The following is a 23,920-nucleotide window of genomic DNA, read 5'->3' as shown; positions in this document are numbered from 1 at the left end:
ATTCGGAGTGAGCAAGTTTTGCTCACTCTTTTTATTACGGAGGAAAGTACTTGGCGAAAGTTGAAGATTCTGTACTTGCAGAAATCAAACCAATCATTGAACAACGCAATGATGAATTTGTTGATATTGAATATGTTAAAGAAAAGGGTCAAAATTATTTAAGAATATATGTTGATCGCGAAAATGGAATTGATATGGATGAAATTGCTGGCCTTAGCGAATTGATTTCTGAAAAACTCGACGAAATCACACCAGATCCTTTTCCTGATCCATATATTTTAGAATTATCATCTCCTGGTATTGAGCGTCCTATCAAAACTGAAAAAGATTGGCAAAAGGCGCTTAAAAACTATATTCATGTCGGCCTTTACCAAAAAATTGAGGGCGAAAAAGAATATGAAGGTACTCTGAAAGCCTTTAGTGACGAAGAAATCGAACTTGAAGTAAAGGTAAAAACAAGGCGGAAACAGTTAACTATTCCCCGGAAGTTGATTGCAAATATTCGTTTTGCAATCGAATTTTAGAAAGGCTGATTAAAAACTTATGTCTAAAGAAATGCTAGAGGCCTTTGCGACTCTAGAAAAAACCAAAGGTATAAAACAAGATGTGATTGTTGAGGCTATCGAAGCAGCACTTGTTGCAGCCTATAAGAAAAACTATAATCAAGCAACTAACGTGGTAGTTGAATTTGATGAACGTAAAGGTGATTTTAAGTTAATGACTGAAAAGGAAGTTGTCGATGAAGTTCACGATGACCGACTTGAAATCAGCTTAAAAGATGCTTTGACAATTAATAAAGCTTATGAAGTTGGAGATAAAATCCGCTTTGAAGTTGCGCCAAAGAATTTTGGTCGAATTGCCGCACAGACTGCTAAGCAAGTTATTATGCAACATTTACGTGAAGCGGAAAGAAATCATATTATTGATGAATATTCGCAATATGAAGATGAATTGATTACTGGTACCGTGGAAAGACGTGATAATCGCTTCGTTTATGTTAAAATTGGTAATGTCGAAGCTGTTATGCCACGTAATGATCAAATGCCAAATGAAAATTATAATCCGCAAGATCAGATACGTGTTTTGGTAACTCATGTTGGCTCAGACACCAAGGGAGCACAAATTACGGTTTCACGTACTGCTCCAGACATGGTTAAACGTCTATTTGAACAAGAAGTTCCTGAAATTTATGATGGGACTGTTGAGATAGTTTCAATAGCTCGTGAGGCTGGCGATCGAACAAAAATTGCGGTAAAATCTAACGACCCTAATATTGATCCAGTTGGTACTTGTGTTGGTCAACGTGGTGCTCGTGTGCAAAACGTTGTTAACGAACTAGGCGGCGAAAATATTGACGTTGTCAAATATGAAGAGGATCCTTCAGATTTTATTGCCAATGCGTTAAATCCAGCAGAAGTTATTGCTGTTCAGTTTGGTAATGAAGAAGACGAAAAGAGTGCACTTGTGATCGTTCCTGATTATCAATTGTCACTTGCTATTGGTAAAAAAGGTCAAAATGTTAGATTAGCTGCAAGATTAACTGGTTACAAAATTGACATTAGACCAGAATCTGAAGTTGAATTTGTTGATGAAAACACAACTGAAGCAAACCAAGAAAATGCTGAAGTTGAAACAGAGGAAATTGTTGATTCAGTTGCTGACGGCATAGATGAAGATATTTCGGCTGAAGCTGTTGATCAAGATGATGTTGAAATTGAAGACTCTGCCGATAGCGACGAAGAGGCTGATCAAGAATAAAGCGAGGGGTGAGTTCTTTTGAAAAAAAGAAAAATTCCAATGCGCAAAGATCTATTAACAAATAGTATGCAACCGAAAAAAGAATTAGTCCGTGTCGTAATTGATAAGGAAAAAAATATTTCGGTTGATCCTACTGGGAAAAAGCCAGGCAGAGGTGCATACGTATCTTTAGATCCGAGCAAAATAAAATTTGCCCAAGAAAAAGGGTTATTAGATAAGAGCTTAGGTACAAAGGTTCCTGAGTCCTTTTACGAAGAACTCTATTCTTACGTTGATCATCAAAAAGCAAGAAAAGAATTGTTTGGTGATAAATAAATTTGCAAAATAGAACAAAAGCATTAAATTTACTTGGACTATGTGAGCGAGCTGGAAAACTGGTTTCTGGTGTAGATATCGTTCTTGCTTCACTTAAGTCGAAAAAAGTAAAAGTAGTTATTTTGGCTAATGACAGTCATGCAGACACCTGCGAAAAAGTCACTAGAGCTGCTAAGCAAAATGACGTAACAGTAATAGATGATTTTAGCAGCGATGAAATATCACATGCGGTAGGCAAAAACCGAAAAGTATTGGGAATTACTGATACAGGTTTTGGTAAAGCACTAATACAAAAAATACATAAAGGAGTGTGATTTGATGACTAAGAAAAGAATTTATGAAATTGCAAAAGATTTAGGCATCGATAATAAAGACGTGGTCAAAAAGGCGAAAGACCTTGGCTTTGATGTAAAAAATCATATGTCATCACTAGAAGATTCTCAGGTGAATCAATTGAAGGGTAGTTTTAGCAACCCCGCTCCCGCTAAAAAGCAAGAGAAGCAAGCCAATAAAAAGAGCAGTAAAATCAAAATTTCTGTTACTTCAATTCGTAAAAACGAAAAGAATCACGAAGAAGCCAAAAATACTAATGGCCCTCGACGTAGCAATAATCGTAAAGCGAATAACCGTAGTCAACAAAATCAAGACCGTTCTAAGCAAGCTACTAATCAGAATCACGCGCAAAAAGTTACCAAACCAGCTGCTCAAGATTTGCTTAAACAGTTGAAACAAAAGCAAAGAGTTGAACAAAGTTCATTAAACAAGCAGACAGAAAAAGCGCGCGAGTCATATCATAAAGATATAAATAAGCCTGATAGTACAAAAGAAGAAAAGAAATCAACTGAAAAAACAGAATCTACTGTTTCAAAAGTAACTAAGGTGGAGAAAACAACGTCTACAGTAACTGGTCCAAAAATCATTAAACCATCACCAGCCAGATTGAAGCAAAATCAAGAAACTTCTTCTAACCAAGTTAGAAAAATTGACAATGCTGCAGCTCCTGAACCTGCTAAAGATGAAAAAAGACGCGGTAACGGTCATAATTCTCGCAACGCAGGAAAACCAGGACGTAAGGGTAAAAATCAGTCATTTGGCAATAACAGCAATGGTTTCTCAAAACGTCAAGAGAAGCGCAAGAATAAAAATAAAAAACATCAGGTTGAGCAAGTGCCTAAAAAGCAGCCAACGCAAAGAAAAGAGCGTCCATTACCAGAAACTCTTGTATACGAAGTAGGAATGAATGCCCAAGACTTAGGTAAAATTTTACACCGTGAACCTGCTGAAATTGTTAAGAAATTGTTCATGCTTGGTGTGATGACCAACCAAAATCAATCATTAGATAAAGATGCAATTGAATTAATTGCTGCAGAATATGGTATCGATGCTGAAGAGAAGGTACATGAAGATATAGCTGATATCGACAACCTTTATAGTAAGCGGATGGAAGCTTCTAAAGAGTCGAAACATCAACACAAACGTCCACCAGTTGTCACAATCATGGGTCACGTTGATCATGGTAAGACAACTTTACTTGACCGTTTGCGTCATACTCATGTTACTGATCATGAAGCAGGTGGTATCACGCAGAAGATTGGTGCATATCAAGTCAGAATCGATAACCAACCAATCACATTCTTGGATACCCCAGGACACGCTGCATTCTCAAACATGCGTGAACGTGGTGCTGAAGTAACTGATATTGTTATCTTAGTTGTTGCTGCAGATGATGGTGTAATGCCACAAACTATTGAGGCGATTGACCATGCCAAAAGTGCTAAGGTTCCTATTATTGTAGCCATCAACAAGATGGATGCTCCAGGTGCAAATCCACAACACGTTACTGAACAGTTAATGAAATATAATTTAATTCCTGAAGATTATGGTGGCGACACAATTTTCGTTAACATTTCTGCTAAAACTGGTGAAAATGTTGATGAATTGTTGCAGATGATTTTATTGCAAGCTGATATGATGGAATTAAAGGCTGACTCCACACAGATGGCAATTGGTACTGTAATTGAAGCACGTTTATCTCGTGGTCGTGGTCCTGTAGCCGATGTTCTTGTTCAACAAGGAACTTTGCGTACAGGTGATCCAATTGTTGTCGGTAACCGCTTTGGTCGTGTCCGTGTAATGACAAATGACCGTGGTCGTCAAGTAGAAAAAGCAACACCGTCAATGCCAGTTGAAATCACTGGATTGAACGATGTTCCTGAATCAGCTGATAAGCTTGTTGTCTTTGAAGATGAAAAGACTGCTCGTAGTGTTGGTGAACAAAGAGCTCAACAGGCATTGCAACAATCACGTGAAAACGTTCAACATGTCACTCTTGATAACTTGTTTGATACAATGAAGAAAGAGAACATGAAGGAAGTTGATGTTGTTTTGAAGGCTGATGTTCAAGGTTCGACAGAAGCATTACAACAATCACTTGAAAAGATTGAAGTTGAAGGCGTTCGCGTTAATATTATTCACGCTGGTGTAGGTGCTGTTAATGAATCAGACGTTACACTTGCTGGAGCTTCTAACGCATTTATCATTGGGTTCAATGTTCGTCCAACGGCAACTGCCAAATCACAGGCCGAAGCTGATGGTGTTGATATTCGTTTGTACAGTATTATCTATAAAGCAATTGATGATGTTAAGGCCGCTATGCAAGGTATGCTTGAACCAACATACGAAGACAAGGTTGTTGGTAATCTAACTGTTCGTGAAACTTGGAAGGTTTCAAAGGTTGGTACAATTGCCGGTGCATTTGTTGATTCAGGTTACGTTTCTCGTGATGCTGATGTCAACTTAATACGTGATGGCGTGGTTATTTACTCAGGTAAAGTAGCTTCTCTGAAACACTTTAAAGATGATGCCAAAATTGTTAAGCAAGGATTTGATTGTGGTTTAACCATAGAAGGCTACAATGATATTAAAGTAGGCGATGAACTTGAAGCCGTTGAGCAACAAGAGGTAAAGCCTAACAACTAGTTTAACTAGGAGGAAAACATGAAACACAGAGTAGGTCGTGTTGAAGGAGAAATCCTCCGTGAATTAACTAAAATTTTGCGGAAAAATATTCGTGATCCGCGTGTAAGTGATGTTACAATTACAGCAGTTGAATGCACTAATGATCTATCATATGCAACTATTTATTACAGTATTCTTTCTGAAAGTGTTAAAAAGGAAGAGGAAGCTGCAGCTGGTTTAGAAAAAACAAAAGGGATGATGAGACACCTGTTAGGACAAGTGTTGACAGTCTATAAAGTTCCTGAGCTGATTTTTAAACGCGATAATTCAGTTAAATATGGTAGTAAGATTGACCGTTTGATTGCTGAAGTAAAGAAGCAAGATGAGGATCGCAATAATTAATTAAGAAGCGCTTGCGAGCGCTTTTTTTATGGAATAGGAAAATATGATAAACGGAATTTTAGTAATCGACAAAGATAAAGGCATGACAAGTGCTGATGTTGTCTATCATTTGCGAAAAGCATTACATATCAGAAAAATTGGTCATGCTGGTACACTAGATCCAGATGTGACAGGTGTACTGCCAATTGCAATTGGCCAAGCTACTAAGCTAATTGAATTAATGCACACACAGAATAAAAAGTATGAAGGCACAGGAATTATTGGTTATGCGACTGATAGTTATGATGTAAGTGGGACAGTTTTAGAAAGTGAAAAAATCACAGCCCCAATTTCAAAGGAAGCTATCCAACAAGCAATGCAAAGCTTTGTGGGAGAAATTGAACAGGTTCCGCCAATTTATTCTGCTGTTCGCGTTAATGGTAAGCATTTATATGAATATGCCCGTGCTGGTATTGAAGTAGAGCGACCAAGGCGGCAGGTGCAAGTTTATCAATATGATATTAAAAATGATCCAACCTTTGATAAGGAAAAAGGTGAGGAAAGTTTTGACTTTCAGATTGAATGTAGTAAGGGCACATATGTCAGGTCTCTGGTCAACGATCTTAAAACTGAATTGAATGTTCCTGCAGTTATGGAATCATTGAGAAGAACTGCTAGTTCAGGTTTTGATTTGAGCCAAGCAGTTAAATTGGATGAAGTAATTAATGCACCGGAAAAGATTGCCGATTTTATTCAACCAATTGATGCCTTTTTCAAGGATTATGAAAGTATCAACTTGAATGATCCGCAATGGCTTAAGGTGAAAAATGGTAATGCAATAGTTTTGAAAACGAATGCAAAAAAAGTTGCGTTAAGGTACAATAATAGCATTAAAGCAATATACGAAAAGGATGACCATATGTATCATCCGTTTTTAATGCTATTACAAAACCAATAAGATGAAATGAAGGCTTTATTGTGCAAATTATCCATTTAACTTATCCAATTAAGGAGAATATTTTCCCTACTAAGATTGTGCTTGCTTTGGGCTTTTTTGATGGCGTACATCGTGGTCATCAACATTTAATTAGAACTGCTAGAGAAAAAGCAACTGAGAAAAAGCTTCCTCTTGCAGTGATGACATTTGACCGTCATCCCAAGTCAGTTTATCAAAAAGCAGATGTTAGCTATATCGATAGCTTAGACGAAAAAGCATACAAAATGGAAAAATTGAATGTCGATTATCTTTTGGTAATGCACTTTAGTGATGCTTTTTGTAAGTTAAGTGCTCAACAGTTTGTTGATGAAATTATTGTAAAACTTGAAACAGATACAGCCGTAGCCGGATTTGATTATACATATGGTCCAAAAGACGTAGCAAATATGGAAAATTTTTCTAAGTTTGCTAAAGGCAGATTCGATATCGTCAATGTGCCACAGCAGTCATATGGTGGACAAAAAATTGGTTCTACTGAAATAAAAAAAGCCATTGTTAATGGTGACATGGAACTAGCTAATGAACTTCTTGGCTTTCCATATATGATGTCTGGAAAAATTGGTCATGGTTTGCGCAACGGGCATAAGCTCGGTTTTCCAACTGCTAATTTGGTTTGGCAAGATAATAAGGTTATTCCAAAAATTGGTGTTTATGCCACAAAAACAAAGATTGATGGGCATTGGTATGATTCAATGACTAGTGTTGGATACAATGTAACTATCGGCGATGGAAAAAAAGTTTTAATTGAATCAAATTTATTTGGCTTTGATGAAGAGGCCTATGGCAAAAAAATGACTATTAAATGGTACAAGTATACACGTGGTGAAATTAAATTTGCTAATTTGGATGATTTAAAGAAACAAATGGAAGCAGACGAGACCGAAATTAAGGCTTATTTTGCTCAGCAAAGTTAATTTTAGTTAAACAGTAATTCAAGTTAAAATTAATTGCGGAAAAATTAGCACTCAGCTTGACATTCTGCTAAAAGCTAGTATCATAATAATTGTTAGCACCAAAAAAGTATGAGTGCTAAAAGTGAGGGCGATATTTATGTTGACCGAACGTCAAGAATTAATTTTAAAAACAATTATTAATGATTTTACTCAGACGCATGATCCTGTTGGCTCAAAAACAGTGATGAATCAGTTACCGATGAAAGTCTCAAGTGCGACAATTCGAAATGAAATGGCTGTGCTTGAAGATAAGGGTCTTCTTGAAAAAACACATCTTTCAAGTGGACGAATTCCGTCGATGGACGGTTATCGGTACTATTTAGACAACTTGCTTGAGCCACTTAAGATACCATCCTCTGTTTACAAGAGAATTGTTAGTCAACTTGATCAACCATTTCATCAAGTTAATGAAATTGTTCAAGAAGCAGCAAAGATTTTATCTGATTTGACTAATTACACAGCTTTTGCAGAAGGGCCAGAAAATAATGATATCACAATAACTGGTTTTAGAATTGTCTCTTTAATTAATAGACAAGTGATGGCAATTTTAGTTACTAGTGATGGTGATGTTCACAACCAAGTTTATAACTTGCCACGTAACATCAGTGGTGATGAAATTGAAAAAGCAGTCCGAATGATTAACGATGAGTTAATTGGCAAAACGCTAAATGAGGTTACATCATCTTTGCTTAATCGAACTTTGGGTAAGAAGCTTGCTAATTCTCATGCAAGTGACTTACTTGAGTTGGTTGAAGACGTCATTAAAGATGCTACAAGTGAGCAAATGTATGTTGATGGTCAGATTAATTTACTTAATAATACTTCTTTGGATGATGTCTCAAGTTTACGCTCTGTTTATGAGTTAATTGATCACAATGATTTGATTTCAGATATGGTTGATCAATGTATGAACTCAGACAGTGGTAAGTATCCAATTCGTGTTAGTATGGGTTCAGATTTGCCAAGTGATTTACTTAAGGACTATAGCCTGCTCACTGCGGAATATAGTGTTGGTTCACATGGTAAAGGCGTAATTGCTTTACTTGGTCCTAACAATATGCCATATTCGCAAGTAATTGGTCTTTTGGAATATTTTAGAAATGAACTTGCTAAGAAACTACTTGAGTATTATGGTAGATTCAAATAAAGGAGGTTAGCCGTGAGTAAAGAAAAATATGCTAGTGAAAAAGATCTAAACAAAGATCAAACTAAAGCTGAAGAAAAAAAGTCTGATACAAAGGCTAATACTACAGATAAAAGTAAGAAACCTGAGACTTCGAAGAAGCTTGAAACAGAATTAGCAAAAATAAAAGAAGAACAAAAAGAACTAGAAGACAAGTACCTTCGTAGTCAAGCGGAAATGCAGAATATGCAAAATCGCTACAACAATGAACGTGCTCAATTGATTAAGTATGAGTCACAATCCTTAGCTAAAGATATTTTACCAGCGATGGATAATTTAGAAAGAGCATTGGAAACTAAGGTAGATGATGAGGCTTCGCGTCAACTTAAAAAGGGTGTTCAAATGACTTTGGATGCGCTTGTTAAAGCCATGAAGGATCATGGAATTAGCGAGATTGATGCTGAAAAAGCACAGTTTGATCCGAACTTACATCAAGCAGTTCAGACTGTTGCAGCTGAATCCGATGATCAAAAAGATCATGTCGTTCAGGTTCTACAAAAGGGATATTTATATAAAGATCGCACATTAAGACCAGCAATGGTTGTTGTTGCTCAATAATTGAAAGGATGATTATTAATGTCAAAAGTTATCGGTATTGACTTAGGAACTACTAACTCAGCAGTTGCAGTTCTTGAAGGAAAAGAACCTAAGATTATTACTAACCCAGAAGGTAATCGTACTACTCCATCTGTTGTTGCTTTTAAAGATGGTGAAATTCAAGTTGGTGAAGTTGCTAAGAGACAAGCAATCACCAACCCAAACACAATTTCATCAATCAAGCGTCACATGGGCGAAGCTGACTACAAAGTTAAAATTGGTGATAAAGCTTATACTCCTCAAGAAATTTCAGCAATGATTTTGCAATACATTAAGAAGTTTTCTGAAGACTACTTAGGTGAAAAGGTTACTGAAGCTGTTATTACAGTTCCTGCATACTTCAATGATGCACAACGTCAAGCAACTAAGGATGCTGGTAAGATTGCTGGTTTAGATGTTAAGAGAATCATCAACGAACCTACTGCTTCTTCACTTGCTTATGGGCTTGATAAAGATGCAGAAGATGAAAAAGTTTTAGTATACGACCTTGGTGGTGGTACTTTCGATGTTTCAGTTTTGCAATTAGGTGATGGCGTCTTCCAAGTATTGTCAACAAACGGTGATACTAACCTTGGTGGTGACGACTTTGATAACAAGATTATCGATTGGCTAGTTCAAAACTTTAAGGATGAAAATGGTGTTGATCTTTCTAAAGATAAGATGGCTTTGCAACGTCTAAAGGATGCTGCTGAAAAGGCTAAGAAAGACTTATCTGGAGTATCTTCAACTCACATCTCACTTCCATTCATCTCAGCAGGCGAATCAGGTCCACTTCACCTTGAAACAGATTTAACTCGTGCTAAATTTGATGAATTAACTGCTGATTTGGTTGACCGTACAAAGATTCCATTTGATAATGCCTTAAAGGATGCAGATTTAACTGTAAATGACATTGACAAAGTTATCTTAAATGGTGGTTCAACTCGTATTCCAGCTGTTCAAGAAGCTGTAAAGAGATGGGCTGGCAAAGACCCTGATCACTCAATTAACCCTGATGAAGCTGTTGCCCTAGGTGCCGCAATTCAAGGTGGTGTCATTTCAGGTGACGTTAAGGATGTTGTTTTACTTGATGTTACTCCACTTTCACTTGGTATTGAAACCATGGGTGGTGTCTTCACTAAGTTGATCGAAAAGAACACAACTATCCCAACTTCAAAGAGTCAAATCTTCTCAACAGCTGCTGATAATCAACCAGCCGTAGATGTTCATGTTTTACAAGGTGAACGTCCAATGGCTGCAGATGACAAGACTTTAGGTCGTTTTGAATTAACAGATATTCCTGCAGCTCCTCGTGGTGTTCCTCAAATTCAAGTTACTTTCGATATCGACAAGAACGGTATCGTTAACGTATCTGCTAAGGATATGGGTACTGGTAAGGAACAAAAGATTACTATCAAGAGTTCATCTGGTTTGTCTGATGAAGAAATTCAAAAGATGCAAAAAGAAGCTGAAGAGCATGCTGAAGAAGACAAGAAGAAGAAAGAAGAAGTTGATCTTCGTAACGAAGTTGACCAATTAATCTTCTCAACTGAAAAGACTTTGGAAGATGTTAAGGATAAAGTATCTGAAGAAGATACTAAGAAAGTCAAAGATGCTCTTGAAGTTTTAAAGAAGGCTCAAAAAGATAACAACTTGGACGAAATGAAGACCAAGAAGGATGAATTATCTAAGGTTGCTCAAGACTTGGCTGTTAAGCTTTACCAAGCTAATGGTGGTGCTCAAGGTGCTGAAGGCCAAGCTGGTCCTCAAAACCCTGGTTCACAAGATGGCAATTCAACAGGTGGTTCTGCTGACGAAGGTGAATTTCATAAAGTAGACCCAGACAAGTAAAGGGTTTATAATTAAATAAATTAGAAAAGAACTGCCGCAATAGTAGTTCTTTTCTTTTGTAAAGTAAGGAGCTTTTAGATGGCACAAGAAGATTATTATGACGTGCTAGGTGTTAGTCGTGATGCCAGTGATAAAGAAATCAACTCTGCTTACCGTAAATTAGCTAAAAAGTATCACCCTGATATAAACCATGAGCCAGGTGCTGAAGAAAAGTATAAGAAAATTAATGAAGCTTATGAAGTTCTTCATGACCAACAAAAGCGCGCACAGTATGACCAATTTGGTTCTGCTGGTGTAAATGGTCAAGGTGGCTTTGGCGGTGGAGCAGGTCAGGGCTATGGTGACTTCAGTGGTTTTGGTGACTTTAGCGATATTTTCGGTGATATCTTTGGTAATGGTGCGCGTCAGCAACATGTTGATCCAACTGCACCTACTAGGGGCGAAGATTTAGATTATACTTTAACCATTGATTTTATGGATGCAATTACTGGTAAGAAGACTCAGGTTTCATATACTCGTAGCGAAACCTGTTCAACTTGTCAGGGTAGTGGCGCTGAAAAAGGAACACATCCAACAACATGTGACAAGTGTCAAGGAACTGGTTATATGACCATTACGCAACAGTCTTTAGTTGGTGTTGTACGAAGACAAACGACATGTGACAAGTGTCATGGCCGTGGTGTAATTATTGAGCATCCATGTCAGACATGTCATGGTAATGGTGTTGTTGATGGCAAGAATACGATTGAAGTTAATATTCCTGCAGGCATTGATAATGGCCAACAATTGCGCTATGAAGGTCAAGGTGAAGCTGGTAAAAATGGTGGACCTTACGGGGACCTATACATCAGTTATCGAATTAAGCCTTCAAAAGAATTTGAACGTAGTGGTAACACAATTTATACAACAGTACCGATTTCATTTGCACAAGCTACTTTGGGTGATGAAATTAACGTTAAAACCGTCCATGGTGAAAAGAAGTTGAAGATTCCAGCTGGTACTCAGCCAAATAAGAAGTTCACTTTACATGGTGAAGGTGTACCATACTTACGTGGCAACGGTAATGGTGACCAAGTAACCACGGTTCAGGTTCAGATTCCTAAGTCAATTAATGAAAAGCAAAGAGAAGCACTGGTTGAATTTGTCAAAGCCGGTGGAGGATCAATTACCCCACAGGAGAAGGGTTTCTTTGAACGCTTAAAAGATAAATTACAATAAACTATCAAAGCAATGAGTTTAATAACTTGTTGCTTTTTTGTTTAAGCGGGATTAAAAGATTAGCTGAGATGGCAATTAAAAGTTTTATCCCTTTTAGCGAATTTGCTATAATAGGAAAGATAGAGTAAAGGGTGCAATTTATGGATATTAAAAAATTACAAGATTATCAAGAACACATTCGCAATTTTTCTATTGTGGCACATATTGATCACGGAAAATCAACAATTGCTGATCGAATTTTAGAGCTGACTGATACAGTTTCGGAACGACAATTAAAAAATCAAATGCTGGATGACATGCCACTTGAGCGTCAACGTGGTATTACCATCAAAATGAACTCCGTAGAAATTAAGTATCATGCTAAAAATGGTGAAGACTATATTTTCCACTTAATTGATACACCAGGACACGTCGATTTTTCTTATGAAGTTTCGCGTTCTTTGGCCGCCTGTGAAGGAGCACTGCTGGTTGTAGACGCTTCTCAGGGGGTTCAAGCACAGACGTTAGCTAATACATATTTAGCAATTGATGACGATCTGGAAATTTTGCCAGTAATCAATAAAATTGACTTACCTTCCGCAAATCCAGAGCAGGCTAAGGAAGAGATCACTGAAATGCTAGGTCTTGACGCTTCAGACGCTGCCGAGGTTTCTGGTAAGACTGGACAGGGAATTGACGAATTACTTGAACGGATCGTAAAGGATATTCCTGCTCCGTCAGGTGACTTAGATGCTCCTCTTAAAGCATTAATTTTTGACTCAAAGTATGATGATTATCGAGGCGTAGTTCTTTCCGTTAGAATAGAAGAGGGAACAGTAAAACCTGATGATCAGATTAAGATTATGAATACCGATCAAGAGTATGAAGTTACTGAAGTTGGTGTCTCAAGCCCTTATCCAGTTAAAAAAGATTTATTGATTGCTGGTGATGTTGGTTACTTAACGGCTAATATTAAATCTGTTCGAGAGACACGAGTGGGTGATACAATTACTTCAGCTGAACAGCCCACTGCAGAATCTCTTCCTGGCTATCGGCAAATACCACCAATGGTATACTCTGGTATGTATCCAGTTGACAATGCTAAATATGACGACTTAAAAGAAGCTCTCCAAAAGCTGCAGTTAAATGATGCTGCATTGGAATTTGAACCAGAAACTTCAACTGCTTTGGGATTTGGATTTAGATGTGGTTTTCTTGGCTTACTACACATGGATGTGGTTCAAGAACGGTTAGAACAAGAATTTGATTTGGATTTAATTATGACCGCGCCTTCGGTTGATTATCATGCAATTATGAATGATGGTTCAACCAAAGTAATTGATAATCCAGCCGATTTGCCATCAGCAGGAGAATATAAGGAAGTTCAAGAACCTTATGTTAAGGCTGAAGTAATGGTTCCAAACGATTTTGTCGGACCAGTAATGGAACTTTGTCAACGTAAGCGTGGCGAATTTGTCACAATGGATTATCTTGATAAATACCGTGTCAATGTGATTTACAATATGCCACTTGCTGAAATAATCTATGACTTCTTTGACGATTTGAAATCTTCGACTAAAGGTTATGCATCACTTGATTATGAAATTACGGGATATCGTGCAACTGATTTAGTTAAAATAGATATTTTGCTTAATAAGCAGGTAATTGATGCATTGAGTTTTATTGCGCATAGGGATGAGGCACAAGATCGTGCACGTCAGATGACCTCTATGCTTAAGAAGCTGATCCCGCGGCAAAATTTTGAAGTTGATATTCAAGGAGCAATTGGTGCAAAAATTATTTCACGAGCTACAATTAAGCCTTATCGAAAAGACGTTACCTGGAAAATTCACACGGGTGACCCAGACCGTCGTGCTAAGTTATTAGATAAGCAAAAACGTGGTAAGAAACGAATGAAAGCCGTTGGTCGTGTAGAGGTACCACAAGATGCTTTCATGGCTGTCTTACGAATGAATGATGACGATTTAAACTCTAAATAATAAATTGTTTAACAAAATAAGCAAGGCTGCGACTCTATTATCTGATGGATATTAATCCTTATGTATTTTTAGAATATAATCAGATAATGGCGTCGCAGTTTTAATCTGGTATTTTTTATCAAGCAGATAAAGATAAGTGTAAATAGAAAAAGGCTTAATTAATTTAATGATAGATTGGAAACAGCGCACAGGAGAAGAGCTAGCTCCTGAACTAGTTGAAAAATACCAACTTGGCAATACTGAGGCAAAATTATTTTCTTTACGTGGTATTAACACTGATGAAAAACTGAATTTTTGGTTTAATGCAACAGAAGAAGACTTAGCGGATCCCAGCTTAATGCACGACTTGGATAAAGCAGTTGCAAGAATCAATGATGCAATTGACAACGGAGAGAAAATAACAATCTATGGTGACTACGATGCTGATGGCATTACTGCAACCAGTATTATGATGGAAACCCTTGCTATCTTAGGTGCAGATGTTCATTTTTTCATTCCTAATCGTTTCCGTGATGGTTATGGTCCCAATATGGCAGCTTATGAAAAAATCGTTGCAGACGGAACCAATTTAATTATTACTGTAGATAATGGGATAACAGGGGTTGAAGAGGTAGCTTACGCTAAGTCTCACGGGGTCGATACGATTATTACTGACCACCACAAAATTCAAGAAGATGTACCGGATAGTTATGCAATTGTGCATTGTAATTTTCCTGGACAAGATTATCCCTTTGACGACTATTGTGGTGCCGGTGTAGCTTATACAATCTGTCGGCAATTAATGCAAGATCCAATGCCGGAACTATTAGAACTTGCAATGATTGGAACAATTGGTGATATGGTAAAAGTTTCTGGTGAAGGTCATATCATCGTAAAAAGAGGACTCCAGCAGCTTAATCAGACTGAGCGGCCTGGATTACGTGCTTTAATTAAAAATTCTGGCTTAAATTTTGGACAAATCAACGAAACAGATATCGGTTTCAATATTGCTCCACGACTTAATGCGGTTGGTAGACTGGCTGATGCAAGCTTAGCTGTAGAATTATTACTAAGTGAGGATGAAGAAGAAGCCCAAGAAATTGCAGACCAGGTTGAGAAGCTAAACGATGAACGTAAAGAACTAACGGTCGAGGTTTATCAAAATTGTTTGGAGCAAATCAAAGCAAAGGGCTGGCAATCCAAAGGGACACTAGTAATTTATAATCCTGAATTCCATGAGGGCGTTTTGGGCCTTGTTGCAAACAAGGTTGCTGAGCAGGTGCATAAACCAACAATCGTTTTAACTAAAAATGATGATGGAATTATTAAGGGATCTGGACGCTCTATTGCAGGTTTCAACCTATTTAATGCTCTCGATCCGCTTAAAAAGGATCTATTCTTAAAGTTTGGTGGCCATGATTTTGCCTGTGGTCTTTCTATGGAAGAGAGTAAAATTGAGGCGCTAAGAAAGGCATTTGAAGATAGCTATCATGGCGTTCATGAGCAAATTGTAAAGCCATATGATATGGAATTGCCTTTTGAAGAACTTACGATTGATTTAATTGATAAAATCGATCAAGTCGGTCCATTTGGAACGGAAAATCCGCAACCCATTTTCTGCATATCTCAACCACAAATTAGTGGCTGCTTTTATATGGGCAAAGAGAAAAATCACATTAAAGTAACGGTAACTAAAGGAAATGGAAAACTTGAGGTTGTTGGCTTTAACAAAAAATATCTGACAAAAGTTCTGTTGCCGTACATTGATCAGATGTTTATTCAACTCGGCAAGAACACTTATCGTAATCAAGTTAAGCTGCAAGGCATTATGAAAGGGATGACTTTTGCTGCACCTAAACTGGCTATTCCTGCTCCAGTAGTTGATTTAAGGCAAGAAAAATATGTCATGGGTTTTGCTGACCGCTACCTGTTATTCGATAAGAAAAACAAGTTTGCAGCAATGAATAATTTCGACCTAGATGAAACCAAAATTACTTTAGCCAGTGAATATGATGAAGATGGAGAAGTGGTCGTTTTACTTGATGCTCCTCACAATCAGAATGAGTTAGATTTTGCGCTTAGCAATAACTTTGAGCAACTGTACTTGCGCTTTTTAATGGATCAGCTACCTGTAAAGAATATTCCAGATAATAATGCATTTGAGAGTGTTTTACGCTATGTTTATTCCCATCCTGGACTAAGTGCAGAAGATTACCGTCAGGTAGGGCCATTTCTCAATCTAGACTATAATAGTATTCTATTCATTCTTCGGGTACTTTTTGAACTTAATTTCGTTGAAATGAAGCAAGGCAAAATTGTAGGCGTTAAAAATCCGGCTAAGAAACCTCTGATTGCTTCTAAATATTATAATGGAATTAACTCACAGTTGAGCTTTATTAAACAACTTCGACAAATGCCAAGCAGTCAATTGCTAATGTACGTGAATAAGCAATTAAAGCAGCATTAAGACAGATGCGCAAATGTGCAAAAAATGGTAGAATGAGTAAGTAAAACAGCTTAAGTTATAAGATTGTATTTTTGGAGGTTTTTCTTCTTTTGGCAAACGATTTTAAAGAACACATTGCAAGTGTTAATAATTTCCCTAATGAAGGTATTGTATTTCGCGACATTACCCCGATTTTACAAGATGGAAAATTATTTCGAGAGGCCACTCATGAGTTGGCTGAGTATGCTAAAAATAAGGGTGCTGACGTCATTGTTGGCCCTGAGGCGCGAGGATTTATCGTTGGTTGTCCAGTTGCAACTGAATTAGGTATTGGCTTTGTTCCAGCCAGGAAGCCGCATAAATTACCTAGGGATGTTGAACGTGCTTCTTATGATTTGGAATACGGTTCAAATAGTTTAGAGATGCATAAAGATGCCCTTAAGCCAGGGCAAAAAGTGGTGATTTGTGACGACTTACTAGCGACTGCAGGAACACTAACTGCTTGCAAGCAGTTAATTGAAAACCTAGGAGCTGAACTAGTTGGCGCTGCTTTCTATATTGAATTACCTGATTTGCATGGTAGAGAAAAGTTACCTGATTTGGATGTCTTTTCATTAGTTCAATATCACGGTGCTTAAAAAATAAAAAGATTGCACTTTCATAAGTACAATCTTTTTTTGTACTCTTTTTAGAGCAAGATTTTTAACATCAGTGAAAAAGCAAACTATACTAAATATGTCTGAATGAAAAAGTGCTAGCAAGGAAAATGCCATGATCTTTTCATTTAATTTAGGTTGTCAAAATGCTGTTAAAAAAGAATTAACCAGCAAAAATAATTCCTAAATGAAAATAATTTTAAGTTCCAAAAAAAGTGTTCAATTTTTTTTACAAGTGAGACTTGAGTGGATATAATGGTACGGTATTTCAAAAAAGGGGATAGAGTAATTTGCAATTAAGAAAAGCAACAATGGCCGATTTTGACCAAATTATCACTATTTTAAAAGACGGTGCTAACCAGTTAGCCGAACGTGGAGTCAATCAATGGCAAGGTGATTACCCTTCAAAAGGCCAAATTGAAGAAGATATTGAACACGGTTGGGCTTTTTTAGCTGAATCTGATGATCATGAGACAGTTGGTGCTATTGCAATTGTTGATGGTCCAGATCATGTTTATGACCATTTAGATGGCAAGTGGATATGTGATACTGATAACTACGTAGTAATTCATCGTGTTGCAATTAAATCGAACCATGCTGGAAAAGGCTATGCTACTCAACTTTTGCAAGCTGTAATTAACGACATTAAGGACAATCGTGACGAAATTGATTCCGTCAGAATAGACACACACGAAGATAATAAGGCAATGCAACATTTAATAGATAAAATGGGCTTCACCAAAGTTGGTCTCCTTCATGGGGTTTATCGGCCAAATGAAACCTCATACGTCTATGAATTGAAAAAGTAAATAATTAATTTTGATTGAAGACTCTCAAGTATTTGGGAGTCTTTTTTCTACTAGAAATAAAAAACGCACCGAATTAACTTGGTGCGTTTAAAAAATATGTATTTAAATTTGCTTACTCTTATCTATTCTTCATTATTGGTTGGTAAAAGAGGTCAATGACAATTGCAGCTACTAGTGCCACAAAAAATGTAATTGCCAGATTAGTCCAGCTAATCTTATCCATTGCAATCCCCAAGATTGCTAAGATGACTGTTAGGATGATGTCACCTAACTGAGTTAAACCGACAGCTTTGGAAGGATAATCTTGCCAAAAGTAACGTTTTGTTCTTGTAATTAAGATCAGGAACATTGCACTCAAAACAAGATATACGTAAACCATAGTTGAAATCGTCCCATGATTCCAGCCATGAGTATTCAGATAGGCAACGGCTAGGATACCAATTAAAGTCCAACCAGAAGCTAGTGAAAAAGCAATTTTTGCCAATCTAGCCATATTCCAATTTTCTGGTTTGTAGGTAATATGAGTTCGGTCAGTACCAATCATCATCGTTACCATATTATTCATAATAGTATAAATAACCATTGCGTTTAGAGCCATTGGAATGTAACCAAAGAAGAGGTAGCCAAAAGTTAGTAACATGGTCAGTTCAGCTGTTCTTGCGAGCTTGGTAAGAGACCAAGTAGTCATTCGTTGGTATACGCGATGTCCCGCGTCGAGAATTTTAACGATTGAAGTTAGTCCATCCGTTAAAAGAACCATTTTACCAGAGCGTTTTGCAACGTCGGCTGCATTTGAAACAGCAATTCCGACTTCGGCCTGTCTAAGGGCAGGTGAGTCGTTCACCCCATCGCCAGTCATTCCGACAATATAACCTTTTTGCTGGAAAAACTTAACCATTTTTAGCTTATCTTCTGGTAAAACGTCTGCGATTCCGGCTAACTTGCTGGTATCAGTTTGATCAGTAAAATCATGAATTGAAATTACTTCTCCTTCTAAGCCAACTTCTTTAGCAACCGCCTCAGCAGTTTTTTGGTTGTCACCAGTTAACATAATAGGCATAACACCACGTTTTTTAAGTTCAGCCAAAGCTGCTTTTGAGTCGGAGCGAACTTTGTCTTGTAAAATAAAGACACCGGCTAACTTGTCATCAATTAGTAAGGCAACGGAACGGCCTGCACCAAAATCAATGTCCTTAACTTTATCAGTAGCGGATACATCAATAAGTGACAGCTGCTTAAAAGAACCTAATTTGACATTATGTCCATCAATATTAGCCATTGAATAACCAGTACTTGAAGTAAACGGTGTAAAGTCATCAGGTGCTTTAACCTTTAGGCCAAGACTAGAAACGTAATCATCGATTGCAGAATCAATGATTTTTTTATTACGTTGGTCAGTTGCAGCAGCAGCTAGTTCTAGAACTTCGCTATCAGTCATCTGACTAAAATTGGTCCAATTGGCAACTGCAGTCTTGTTTTCAGTAATAGTTCCAGTTTTATCAAGTAAAATTAGATTTAAGTTGGCAGCATCTTGAATACCAGTTAAATCAGCTGTCAAGACACCTTCTTTACTTAGTCGAGTTGCTTCAAATGAGTTCGAGAGGGCAAAGGTTGAGGGCATTGCAACCGGAATAGAGGCAATAAACATCATTGCCAAGAAAGGCAACATTTCAATAAAATTGCTTATCTTTCCACCCTTAAAGAAGAAAGCAATGACTATTACTAGGGTCAAGATACCATCTAAAATACACAAATAATAAATAATTTTGGTTAAGAGCTGTTGTAAGTGTCCTGGAGCAGCAGAGTTGTTAATTAGATTAACGGTCTTGCCTGAGCGGGAATTAGCACCAGTTGCAGTTACTGTTGCCAAGCCGCTACCTTCTACAACCGTGGTTCCAGCATAAGCAGTGTCTTTTACCTGCTTTCTAACAGTTTTTGCTTCACCTGTAATTGAGCTTTCATCTGTAGAAATTTGTCCGTCGATTAGCTTCACATCAGCTGCAAGGACGTCTCCAGCTTGAATACTAACTAAGTCACCAGGTACAAGGTACTTTGAATCAATATTTTGCCATTTACCATCGCGCATTACGGAAACAGTTGGAGTTAATTTATGCGAGATATTATTTAAAACGCGTCTTGACTGTTTCTTTTTAGATGCTCCGTTCCAAGCCGCAAATAATAGCATGAGTAGGACAAAGAGCGACTGAATCCATTTGCCTAAAATGCATTCTAGTAACAATGCTGCTTCCAAAATCCATGCCGATAAATTCCATAATTTTGATAAAAATTCCTTGAAAAAGTTGAATTGAGGTTCGAGGACTTCATTTAAACCATTTTTAGTAAGGAGTTCATCTGCTTTGGCTTGAGTTAAACCTTTAATATTTTCAGACATAATTTATCCTTCCTTAGTTTTTAAATACTTATCTAAATTAGCATAAAAGGGGCTTTTTTTCTAGCTAAAGGGTTAGCTCATATTAGTTTTTTACCGACATTATACATAACTGAAAAGTAATTTTATCTGCATACAAAAAGCCTGCATTGCTGCAGGCTTTTTTCAGGTTAACAAATTAGTCTTTGTCAACGCTGTCTGGGAAAGTAGCTAAACGCTCGCCTTCACCAAGTTCTTCTTCGATTTCAAGTAAACGGTTGTACTTTTCAACACGTTCTGAACGAGCTGGGGCACCAGTCTTCAATTGTCCACCGTTGATAGCAACAGCGAAGTCAGCGATGAATGTGTCACCAGTTTCACCTGAACGGTGAGAAATCATAGTGTTGTAACCATTCTTACGTGAAAGACGAATAGTTTCCAAAGTTTCAGTAACAGTACCGATTTGGTTCAACTTGATCAATGATGCGTTACCAGCACCTTCCTTGATAGCTTTAGTTAAAAGCTTAGGGTTAGTACAAATAAAGTCATCTAAAACAATTTGAATTCTGTCTTTGTGGCTTTGAGTGAACTTGATCATACCTTCAACGTCGTTTTCGTCGTAAGGGTCTTCGATAGAAATTAATTCTGGGAATTCATCAAGTAACTTGTCGTAGTATTCAGCTAATTGATCATCATCGAATACTTTGCCTTCAAAGTGGTACTTGCCATCTTCTTTGTTGTAGAAGTATGAAGCAGCACAGTCACAAGCAATAGCAATATCTTCGCCAGGCTTGTAACCAGCTTTAATGATAGCTTCGTGTAAAGCTTGTAAAGCTTCTTCAGAGTTCTTCATGTTAGGAGCGAAACCACCCTCATCACCAAGGCCAGTTTCGTAACCCATATCTTCAAGAACTTTCTTCAAAGTATGGTAAGTGTTAACGATCTTTTCAAAACCATCACGGAAAGAAGTCTTCTTAACTGGAGTGATCATGAATTCTTGAACGTCAATACCGTTGTCAGCGTGCTCACCACCGTTAATAACGTTGTGGAAAGTTTGTGGCATTTCAAGGTCAGTACCGCCAAGGTATCTGTACAAAGGTTGGTTGCTGTCCTTAGCAGCAGCGTCAGCTGTAGCCATTGACACACCTAAAATTGCGTTAGCACCAAGTTCAGCCTTGTTTGGTGTACCGTCTAATTCGATCATTACACGGTCAATGTTAGCTTGGTCATGAGGGTCTAAGCCTTTCAAAGCTTCAGCAATCTTAGTATTAACATTGTTAACTGCTTTAGAAACACCTTTACCACCAACGCGATCGCCACCGTCACGTAATTCAACAGCCTCATTTTCACCAGTTGAAGCACCTGATGGAACTTCAGCTTTACCTACGACACCGTTTGAAAGGGTAACAAAAGCCTCTACAGTTGGGTTACCACGTGAATCATAGATTTCCAGTGCATGAACATTTTCAATGACTGATTTTAACATCTAAAAACCTCCTAAATAATACATGCTGTACCAAGTAGGTACATACATTAAGAGGAGCAAAGGGCTCCATCTCTACATGACAAATTTTAGCCTAAGTTTGTGATTATGTAAACATTTGTAAACGATTTCTAGCATTAAAAAAATTTAAAAAATAATTAGTCGCTTTTTTAATTCAATTGAATTATTATTTAGCTATACATTTTTTAAAAAAATCAGTTTATTTTCTATACAAGGTGTTTATTATGGAAGAAGTAAAATTAATAATCGATTCTGGTGCCAATGAAAAAGCCAGTGAGAATTTAACCGTTGTACCATTGACAGTTACTATAGCGGGTAAGGATTTTCTTGATAATGAGGACCTTAACATGGAAGAATTTCTTACTAGTATGGAAGAAAACACTGAGGGAGGCAGAACCTCTTGTCCAAGTATTGATGAATGGCTAAAAGCCCTTGAAGGAAGTAAAAGAGCGGTTATGCTAACTATTACCAGTGGACTTAGCGGCAGTTTCTCATCCGCCTATCAGGCAAAACAAATTTATGAAAAGGACAATCCGGGTAGTAAGGTAATTGTTGTTGACTCAAGAACTGCGGGTCCAGAAATATCGGTTATTCAACGTGAAATTAAACGCTTAGTAGAAGATAAATCAGTTCGTTTTGTAGATATTGATCAAAAAATTTCAGAGTATAAAACCCATACTCACTTATTGGTTATTTTGCAATCATTACACAATTTGGCCTTAAACGGTCGGGTCAACATTGCTGTAGCTAAGATGGCAAAAATGTTGAATATTGATGTTGTCGGCACTGCAAGTGAAGAAGGTAAGCTAGAACCAATTTCAAAAGTGCGAGGAATGAAACGAGCTTTTAAAGAGCTTTTGAAGTTAATGGATGAACGGAAATACAAAGGTGGACCTGTCATTATTGACCAGTGCAATAACGAAAAAGATGCCAATAGTCTTAAAGAAAAAATTCTTGCTATATATCCCCAAGCAGAAATAGTCATTCGTCCAATGCGTGGTTTGTGTGCATTCTATGCTGAGGAAGGAAGTCTGATGGTTGGCTTTGATGATCTATAAAGTCCTAATAGCTGCTTACCAATTTTGTAATTGCACATAAAATAACAGCATAGTAATAGCCCTAATTATGATAAACTAGGGCTTTTTGTCAGGAAGATTATTTATTTCTTATGATATTTCAAAAAATTGTTCTTAATTATCTTTATAGTTGGTAAGCTACTTAGATATCTTTAATTTTAAAAAAGAATAATAAAAATACCGCAGTATTGTTGTAATGACTGCGGTATTTTTTTACAAACTTAAATTACTAATAATAGAAATTGTTGACAAATACTAAAACAAAAAACAGCCAGAGAAGTTGCCCCTAGAATATCAGAAGGAAAGTGGGCTTTTAAACTAATACGAGAAATTACAACCATCATCCAAATTAAAATAAGAATCAATAATAATTTGCTACCTAATGTATCTGCAAAAAGTCGCCAAACGATTAAAGCCATGATTGTCGTTCCCAAAACGTGTCCGCTAGGGAAACTATAACCGTCTTCTAAACTAGAATGCATGATTGGTCTTTTTCGGTGCATCCATTTTTTTAAAACAATGCCGACAAAGTCGGTAAAGCCAAGAGTAAATAAAGCCCAGAATGCTAATAAAGTTTCATTTTTACTCATTAAAAAGCTAGCAAGAAATACATCCCAAACCACTAATAATTTAGGATCATTAATGAAAGCAACGATTTGCCAACTAATTCCGTCACGCTGTCTGACCAATTTGTGATGTAGCCAATGATCTAACAGGTTAAAGCGCCGTGAATTTCTAACATTGAAAATAAGTAACAGCAGAATTAAAGCGGATAAGCTGGCAAGCCAAATATAAATATCCAAATTACAACCCTACTTTCAGATAAATACCGATTGTATTTTATCAGCTTGATAGTGTTAGTTCCAACTAGTTACATAGCCTTGAACAAAATTTAAGAAATAAAAACCTTGTA

At 37.2% G+C, this 23,920-nt stretch carries 20 protein-coding genes; 17 read left to right on the top strand and 3 right to left on the bottom strand.

Translation table 11 applies throughout. The features are described from left to right. The first annotated feature begins 50 nt into the window (after positions 1-50). From rimP to DKL56_RS04420, 16 genes are all read left to right on the top strand, one after another. Positions 51-524: a ribosome maturation factor RimP gene (gene rimP, locus DKL56_RS04495; protein WP_109715563.1), complete on the top strand. Its 474-nt coding sequence runs from the start codon at positions 51-53 to the stop codon at positions 522-524. A gap of 19 nt (positions 525-543) precedes the next feature. Further along, positions 544-1,758, top strand: coding sequence for a transcription termination factor NusA (nusA, locus tag DKL56_RS04490; RefSeq protein ID WP_109715562.1), 1,215 nt, complete (start codon positions 544-546; stop codon positions 1,756-1,758). A gap of 18 nt (positions 1,759-1,776) precedes the next feature. Further along, positions 1,777-2,073, top strand: a complete 297-nt coding sequence (rnpM, locus tag DKL56_RS04485) for an RNase P modulator RnpM (protein ID WP_101138666.1) — start codon at positions 1,777-1,779, stop codon at positions 2,071-2,073. A gap of 2 nt (positions 2,074-2,075) precedes the next feature. Further along, positions 2,076-2,387 carry a L7Ae/L30e/S12e/Gadd45 family ribosomal protein gene (locus DKL56_RS04480; protein WP_074425229.1) on the top strand — a complete coding sequence of 104 codons (312 nt, stop codon included), beginning with the start codon at positions 2,076-2,078 and terminating at the stop codon, positions 2,385-2,387. A 4-nt stretch (positions 2,388-2,391) separates the two neighbouring features. Further along, a complete protein-coding gene (gene infB / locus DKL56_RS04475; protein WP_109715561.1) occupies positions 2,392-5,052 on the top strand; it encodes a translation initiation factor IF-2 in 2,661 nt (886 codons plus the stop codon). An 18-nt stretch (positions 5,053-5,070) separates the two neighbouring features. After that, entirely contained in the window at positions 5,071-5,433 is a 363-nt protein-coding gene (locus DKL56_RS04470; protein ID WP_109715560.1) for a ribosome-binding factor A, read from the top strand. Positions 5,434-5,476: 43 nt separating this feature from the next. Then, positions 5,477-6,370, top strand: a complete 894-nt coding sequence (truB, locus tag DKL56_RS04465) for a tRNA pseudouridine(55) synthase TruB (RefSeq protein WP_109715559.1) — start codon at positions 5,477-5,479, stop codon at positions 6,368-6,370. Positions 6,371-6,390: 20 nt separating this feature from the next. Beyond that, positions 6,391-7,323, top strand: coding sequence for a riboflavin biosynthesis protein RibF (ribF, locus tag DKL56_RS04460; RefSeq protein WP_109715558.1), 933 nt, complete (start codon positions 6,391-6,393; stop codon positions 7,321-7,323). A 136-nt stretch (positions 7,324-7,459) separates the two neighbouring features. Next, positions 7,460-8,509, top strand: coding sequence for a heat-inducible transcriptional repressor HrcA (gene hrcA, locus DKL56_RS04455; RefSeq protein WP_109715557.1), 1,050 nt, complete (start codon positions 7,460-7,462; stop codon positions 8,507-8,509). 12 nt (positions 8,510-8,521) lie between these two features. Beyond that, complete coding sequence (gene grpE, locus DKL56_RS04450; RefSeq protein ID WP_074425234.1) at positions 8,522-9,103, top strand: nucleotide exchange factor GrpE; 582 nt, start codon at positions 8,522-8,524, stop codon at positions 9,101-9,103. Between the two features lie 18 nt (positions 9,104-9,121). Continuing rightward, positions 9,122-10,972, top strand: coding sequence for a molecular chaperone DnaK (dnaK, locus tag DKL56_RS04445; protein WP_109715556.1), 1,851 nt, complete (start codon positions 9,122-9,124; stop codon positions 10,970-10,972). Between the two features lie 78 nt (positions 10,973-11,050). Continuing rightward, positions 11,051-12,190, top strand: a complete 1,140-nt coding sequence (gene dnaJ, locus DKL56_RS04440; RefSeq protein ID WP_046307029.1) for a molecular chaperone DnaJ — start codon at positions 11,051-11,053, stop codon at positions 12,188-12,190. A gap of 140 nt (positions 12,191-12,330) precedes the next feature. Beyond that, the gene (gene lepA, locus DKL56_RS04435; protein WP_109715555.1) at positions 12,331-14,169 is read left to right on the top strand and encodes a translation elongation factor 4; all 1,839 of its coding nucleotides are present in this window, start codon (positions 12,331-12,333) and stop codon (positions 14,167-14,169) included. Between the two features lie 169 nt (positions 14,170-14,338). Next, the gene (recJ, locus tag DKL56_RS04430; RefSeq protein WP_109716041.1) at positions 14,339-16,615 is read left to right on the top strand and encodes a single-stranded-DNA-specific exonuclease RecJ; all 2,277 of its coding nucleotides are present in this window, start codon (positions 14,339-14,341) and stop codon (positions 16,613-16,615) included. A gap of 89 nt (positions 16,616-16,704) precedes the next feature. Then, positions 16,705-17,232, top strand: coding sequence for an adenine phosphoribosyltransferase (locus tag DKL56_RS04425; protein ID WP_109715554.1), 528 nt, complete (start codon positions 16,705-16,707; stop codon positions 17,230-17,232). A 308-nt stretch (positions 17,233-17,540) separates the two neighbouring features. Continuing rightward, positions 17,541-18,059, top strand: a complete 519-nt coding sequence (locus DKL56_RS04420) for a GNAT family N-acetyltransferase (protein WP_109715553.1) — start codon at positions 17,541-17,543, stop codon at positions 18,057-18,059. Positions 18,060-18,177: 118 nt separating this feature from the next. Here DKL56_RS04420 and DKL56_RS04415 read toward each other — a convergent pair whose 3' ends face one another. Next, on the bottom strand, positions 18,178-20,451 hold the full coding sequence (locus tag DKL56_RS04415; RefSeq protein WP_109715552.1) for an HAD-IC family P-type ATPase: 2,274 nt from the start codon (positions 20,449-20,451) through the stop codon (positions 18,178-18,180). A 175-nt stretch (positions 20,452-20,626) separates the two neighbouring features. Continuing rightward, the gene (eno, locus tag DKL56_RS04410; RefSeq protein WP_046307019.1) at positions 20,627-21,913 is read right to left on the bottom strand and encodes a phosphopyruvate hydratase; all 1,287 of its coding nucleotides are present in this window, start codon (positions 21,911-21,913) and stop codon (positions 20,627-20,629) included. 242 nt (positions 21,914-22,155) lie between these two features. On the opposite strand from eno, the gene DKL56_RS04405 reads away from it, so the two are divergent. Further along, entirely contained in the window at positions 22,156-22,989 is an 834-nt protein-coding gene (locus DKL56_RS04405; RefSeq protein WP_109715551.1) for a DegV family protein, read from the top strand. A gap of 239 nt (positions 22,990-23,228) precedes the next feature. On the opposite strand, the gene DKL56_RS04400 is transcribed toward DKL56_RS04405, so the two are convergent. Next, positions 23,229-23,810 carry a phosphatase PAP2 family protein gene (locus DKL56_RS04400; RefSeq protein ID WP_046307014.1) on the bottom strand — a complete coding sequence of 194 codons (582 nt, stop codon included), beginning with the start codon at positions 23,808-23,810 and terminating at the stop codon, positions 23,229-23,231. Positions 23,811-23,920: the final 110 nt, after the last annotated feature.

Origin of the sequence: Lactobacillus apis (assembly GCF_003150935.1) — a bacterium.
Lineage (GTDB): Bacteria > Bacillota > Bacilli > Lactobacillales > Lactobacillaceae > Lactobacillus > Lactobacillus apis.
The sequence above is the reverse complement of the archived record's forward strand: the minus strand, read 5'-3'. Positions and strand labels throughout refer to the sequence as shown.

Coding starts and splice junctions, on each gene's coding strand:
- nusA (WP_109715562.1), top strand. CDS start 544: ATGTCTAAAGAAATGCTAGAGGCCTTTGCGACTCTAGAAAAAACCAAA.
- infB (WP_109715561.1), top strand. CDS start 2,392: ATGACTAAGAAAAGAATTTATGAAATTGCAAAAGATTTAGGCATCGAT.
- DKL56_RS04470 (WP_109715560.1), top strand. CDS start 5,071: ATGAAACACAGAGTAGGTCGTGTTGAAGGAGAAATCCTCCGTGAATTA.
- truB (WP_109715559.1), top strand. CDS start 5,477: ATGATAAACGGAATTTTAGTAATCGACAAAGATAAAGGCATGACAAGT.
- hrcA (WP_109715557.1), top strand. CDS start 7,460: ATGTTGACCGAACGTCAAGAATTAATTTTAAAAACAATTATTAATGAT.
- dnaK (WP_109715556.1), top strand. CDS start 9,122: ATGTCAAAAGTTATCGGTATTGACTTAGGAACTACTAACTCAGCAGTT.
- dnaJ (WP_046307029.1), top strand. CDS start 11,051: ATGGCACAAGAAGATTATTATGACGTGCTAGGTGTTAGTCGTGATGCC.
- lepA (WP_109715555.1), top strand. CDS start 12,331: ATGGATATTAAAAAATTACAAGATTATCAAGAACACATTCGCAATTTT.
- DKL56_RS04415 (WP_109715552.1), bottom strand. CDS start 20,451: ATGTCTGAAAATATTAAAGGTTTAACTCAAGCCAAAGCAGATGAACTC.
- eno (WP_046307019.1), bottom strand. CDS start 21,913: ATGTTAAAATCAGTCATTGAAAATGTTCATGCACTGGAAATCTATGAT.
- DKL56_RS04405 (WP_109715551.1), top strand. CDS start 22,156: ATGGAAGAAGTAAAATTAATAATCGATTCTGGTGCCAATGAAAAAGCC.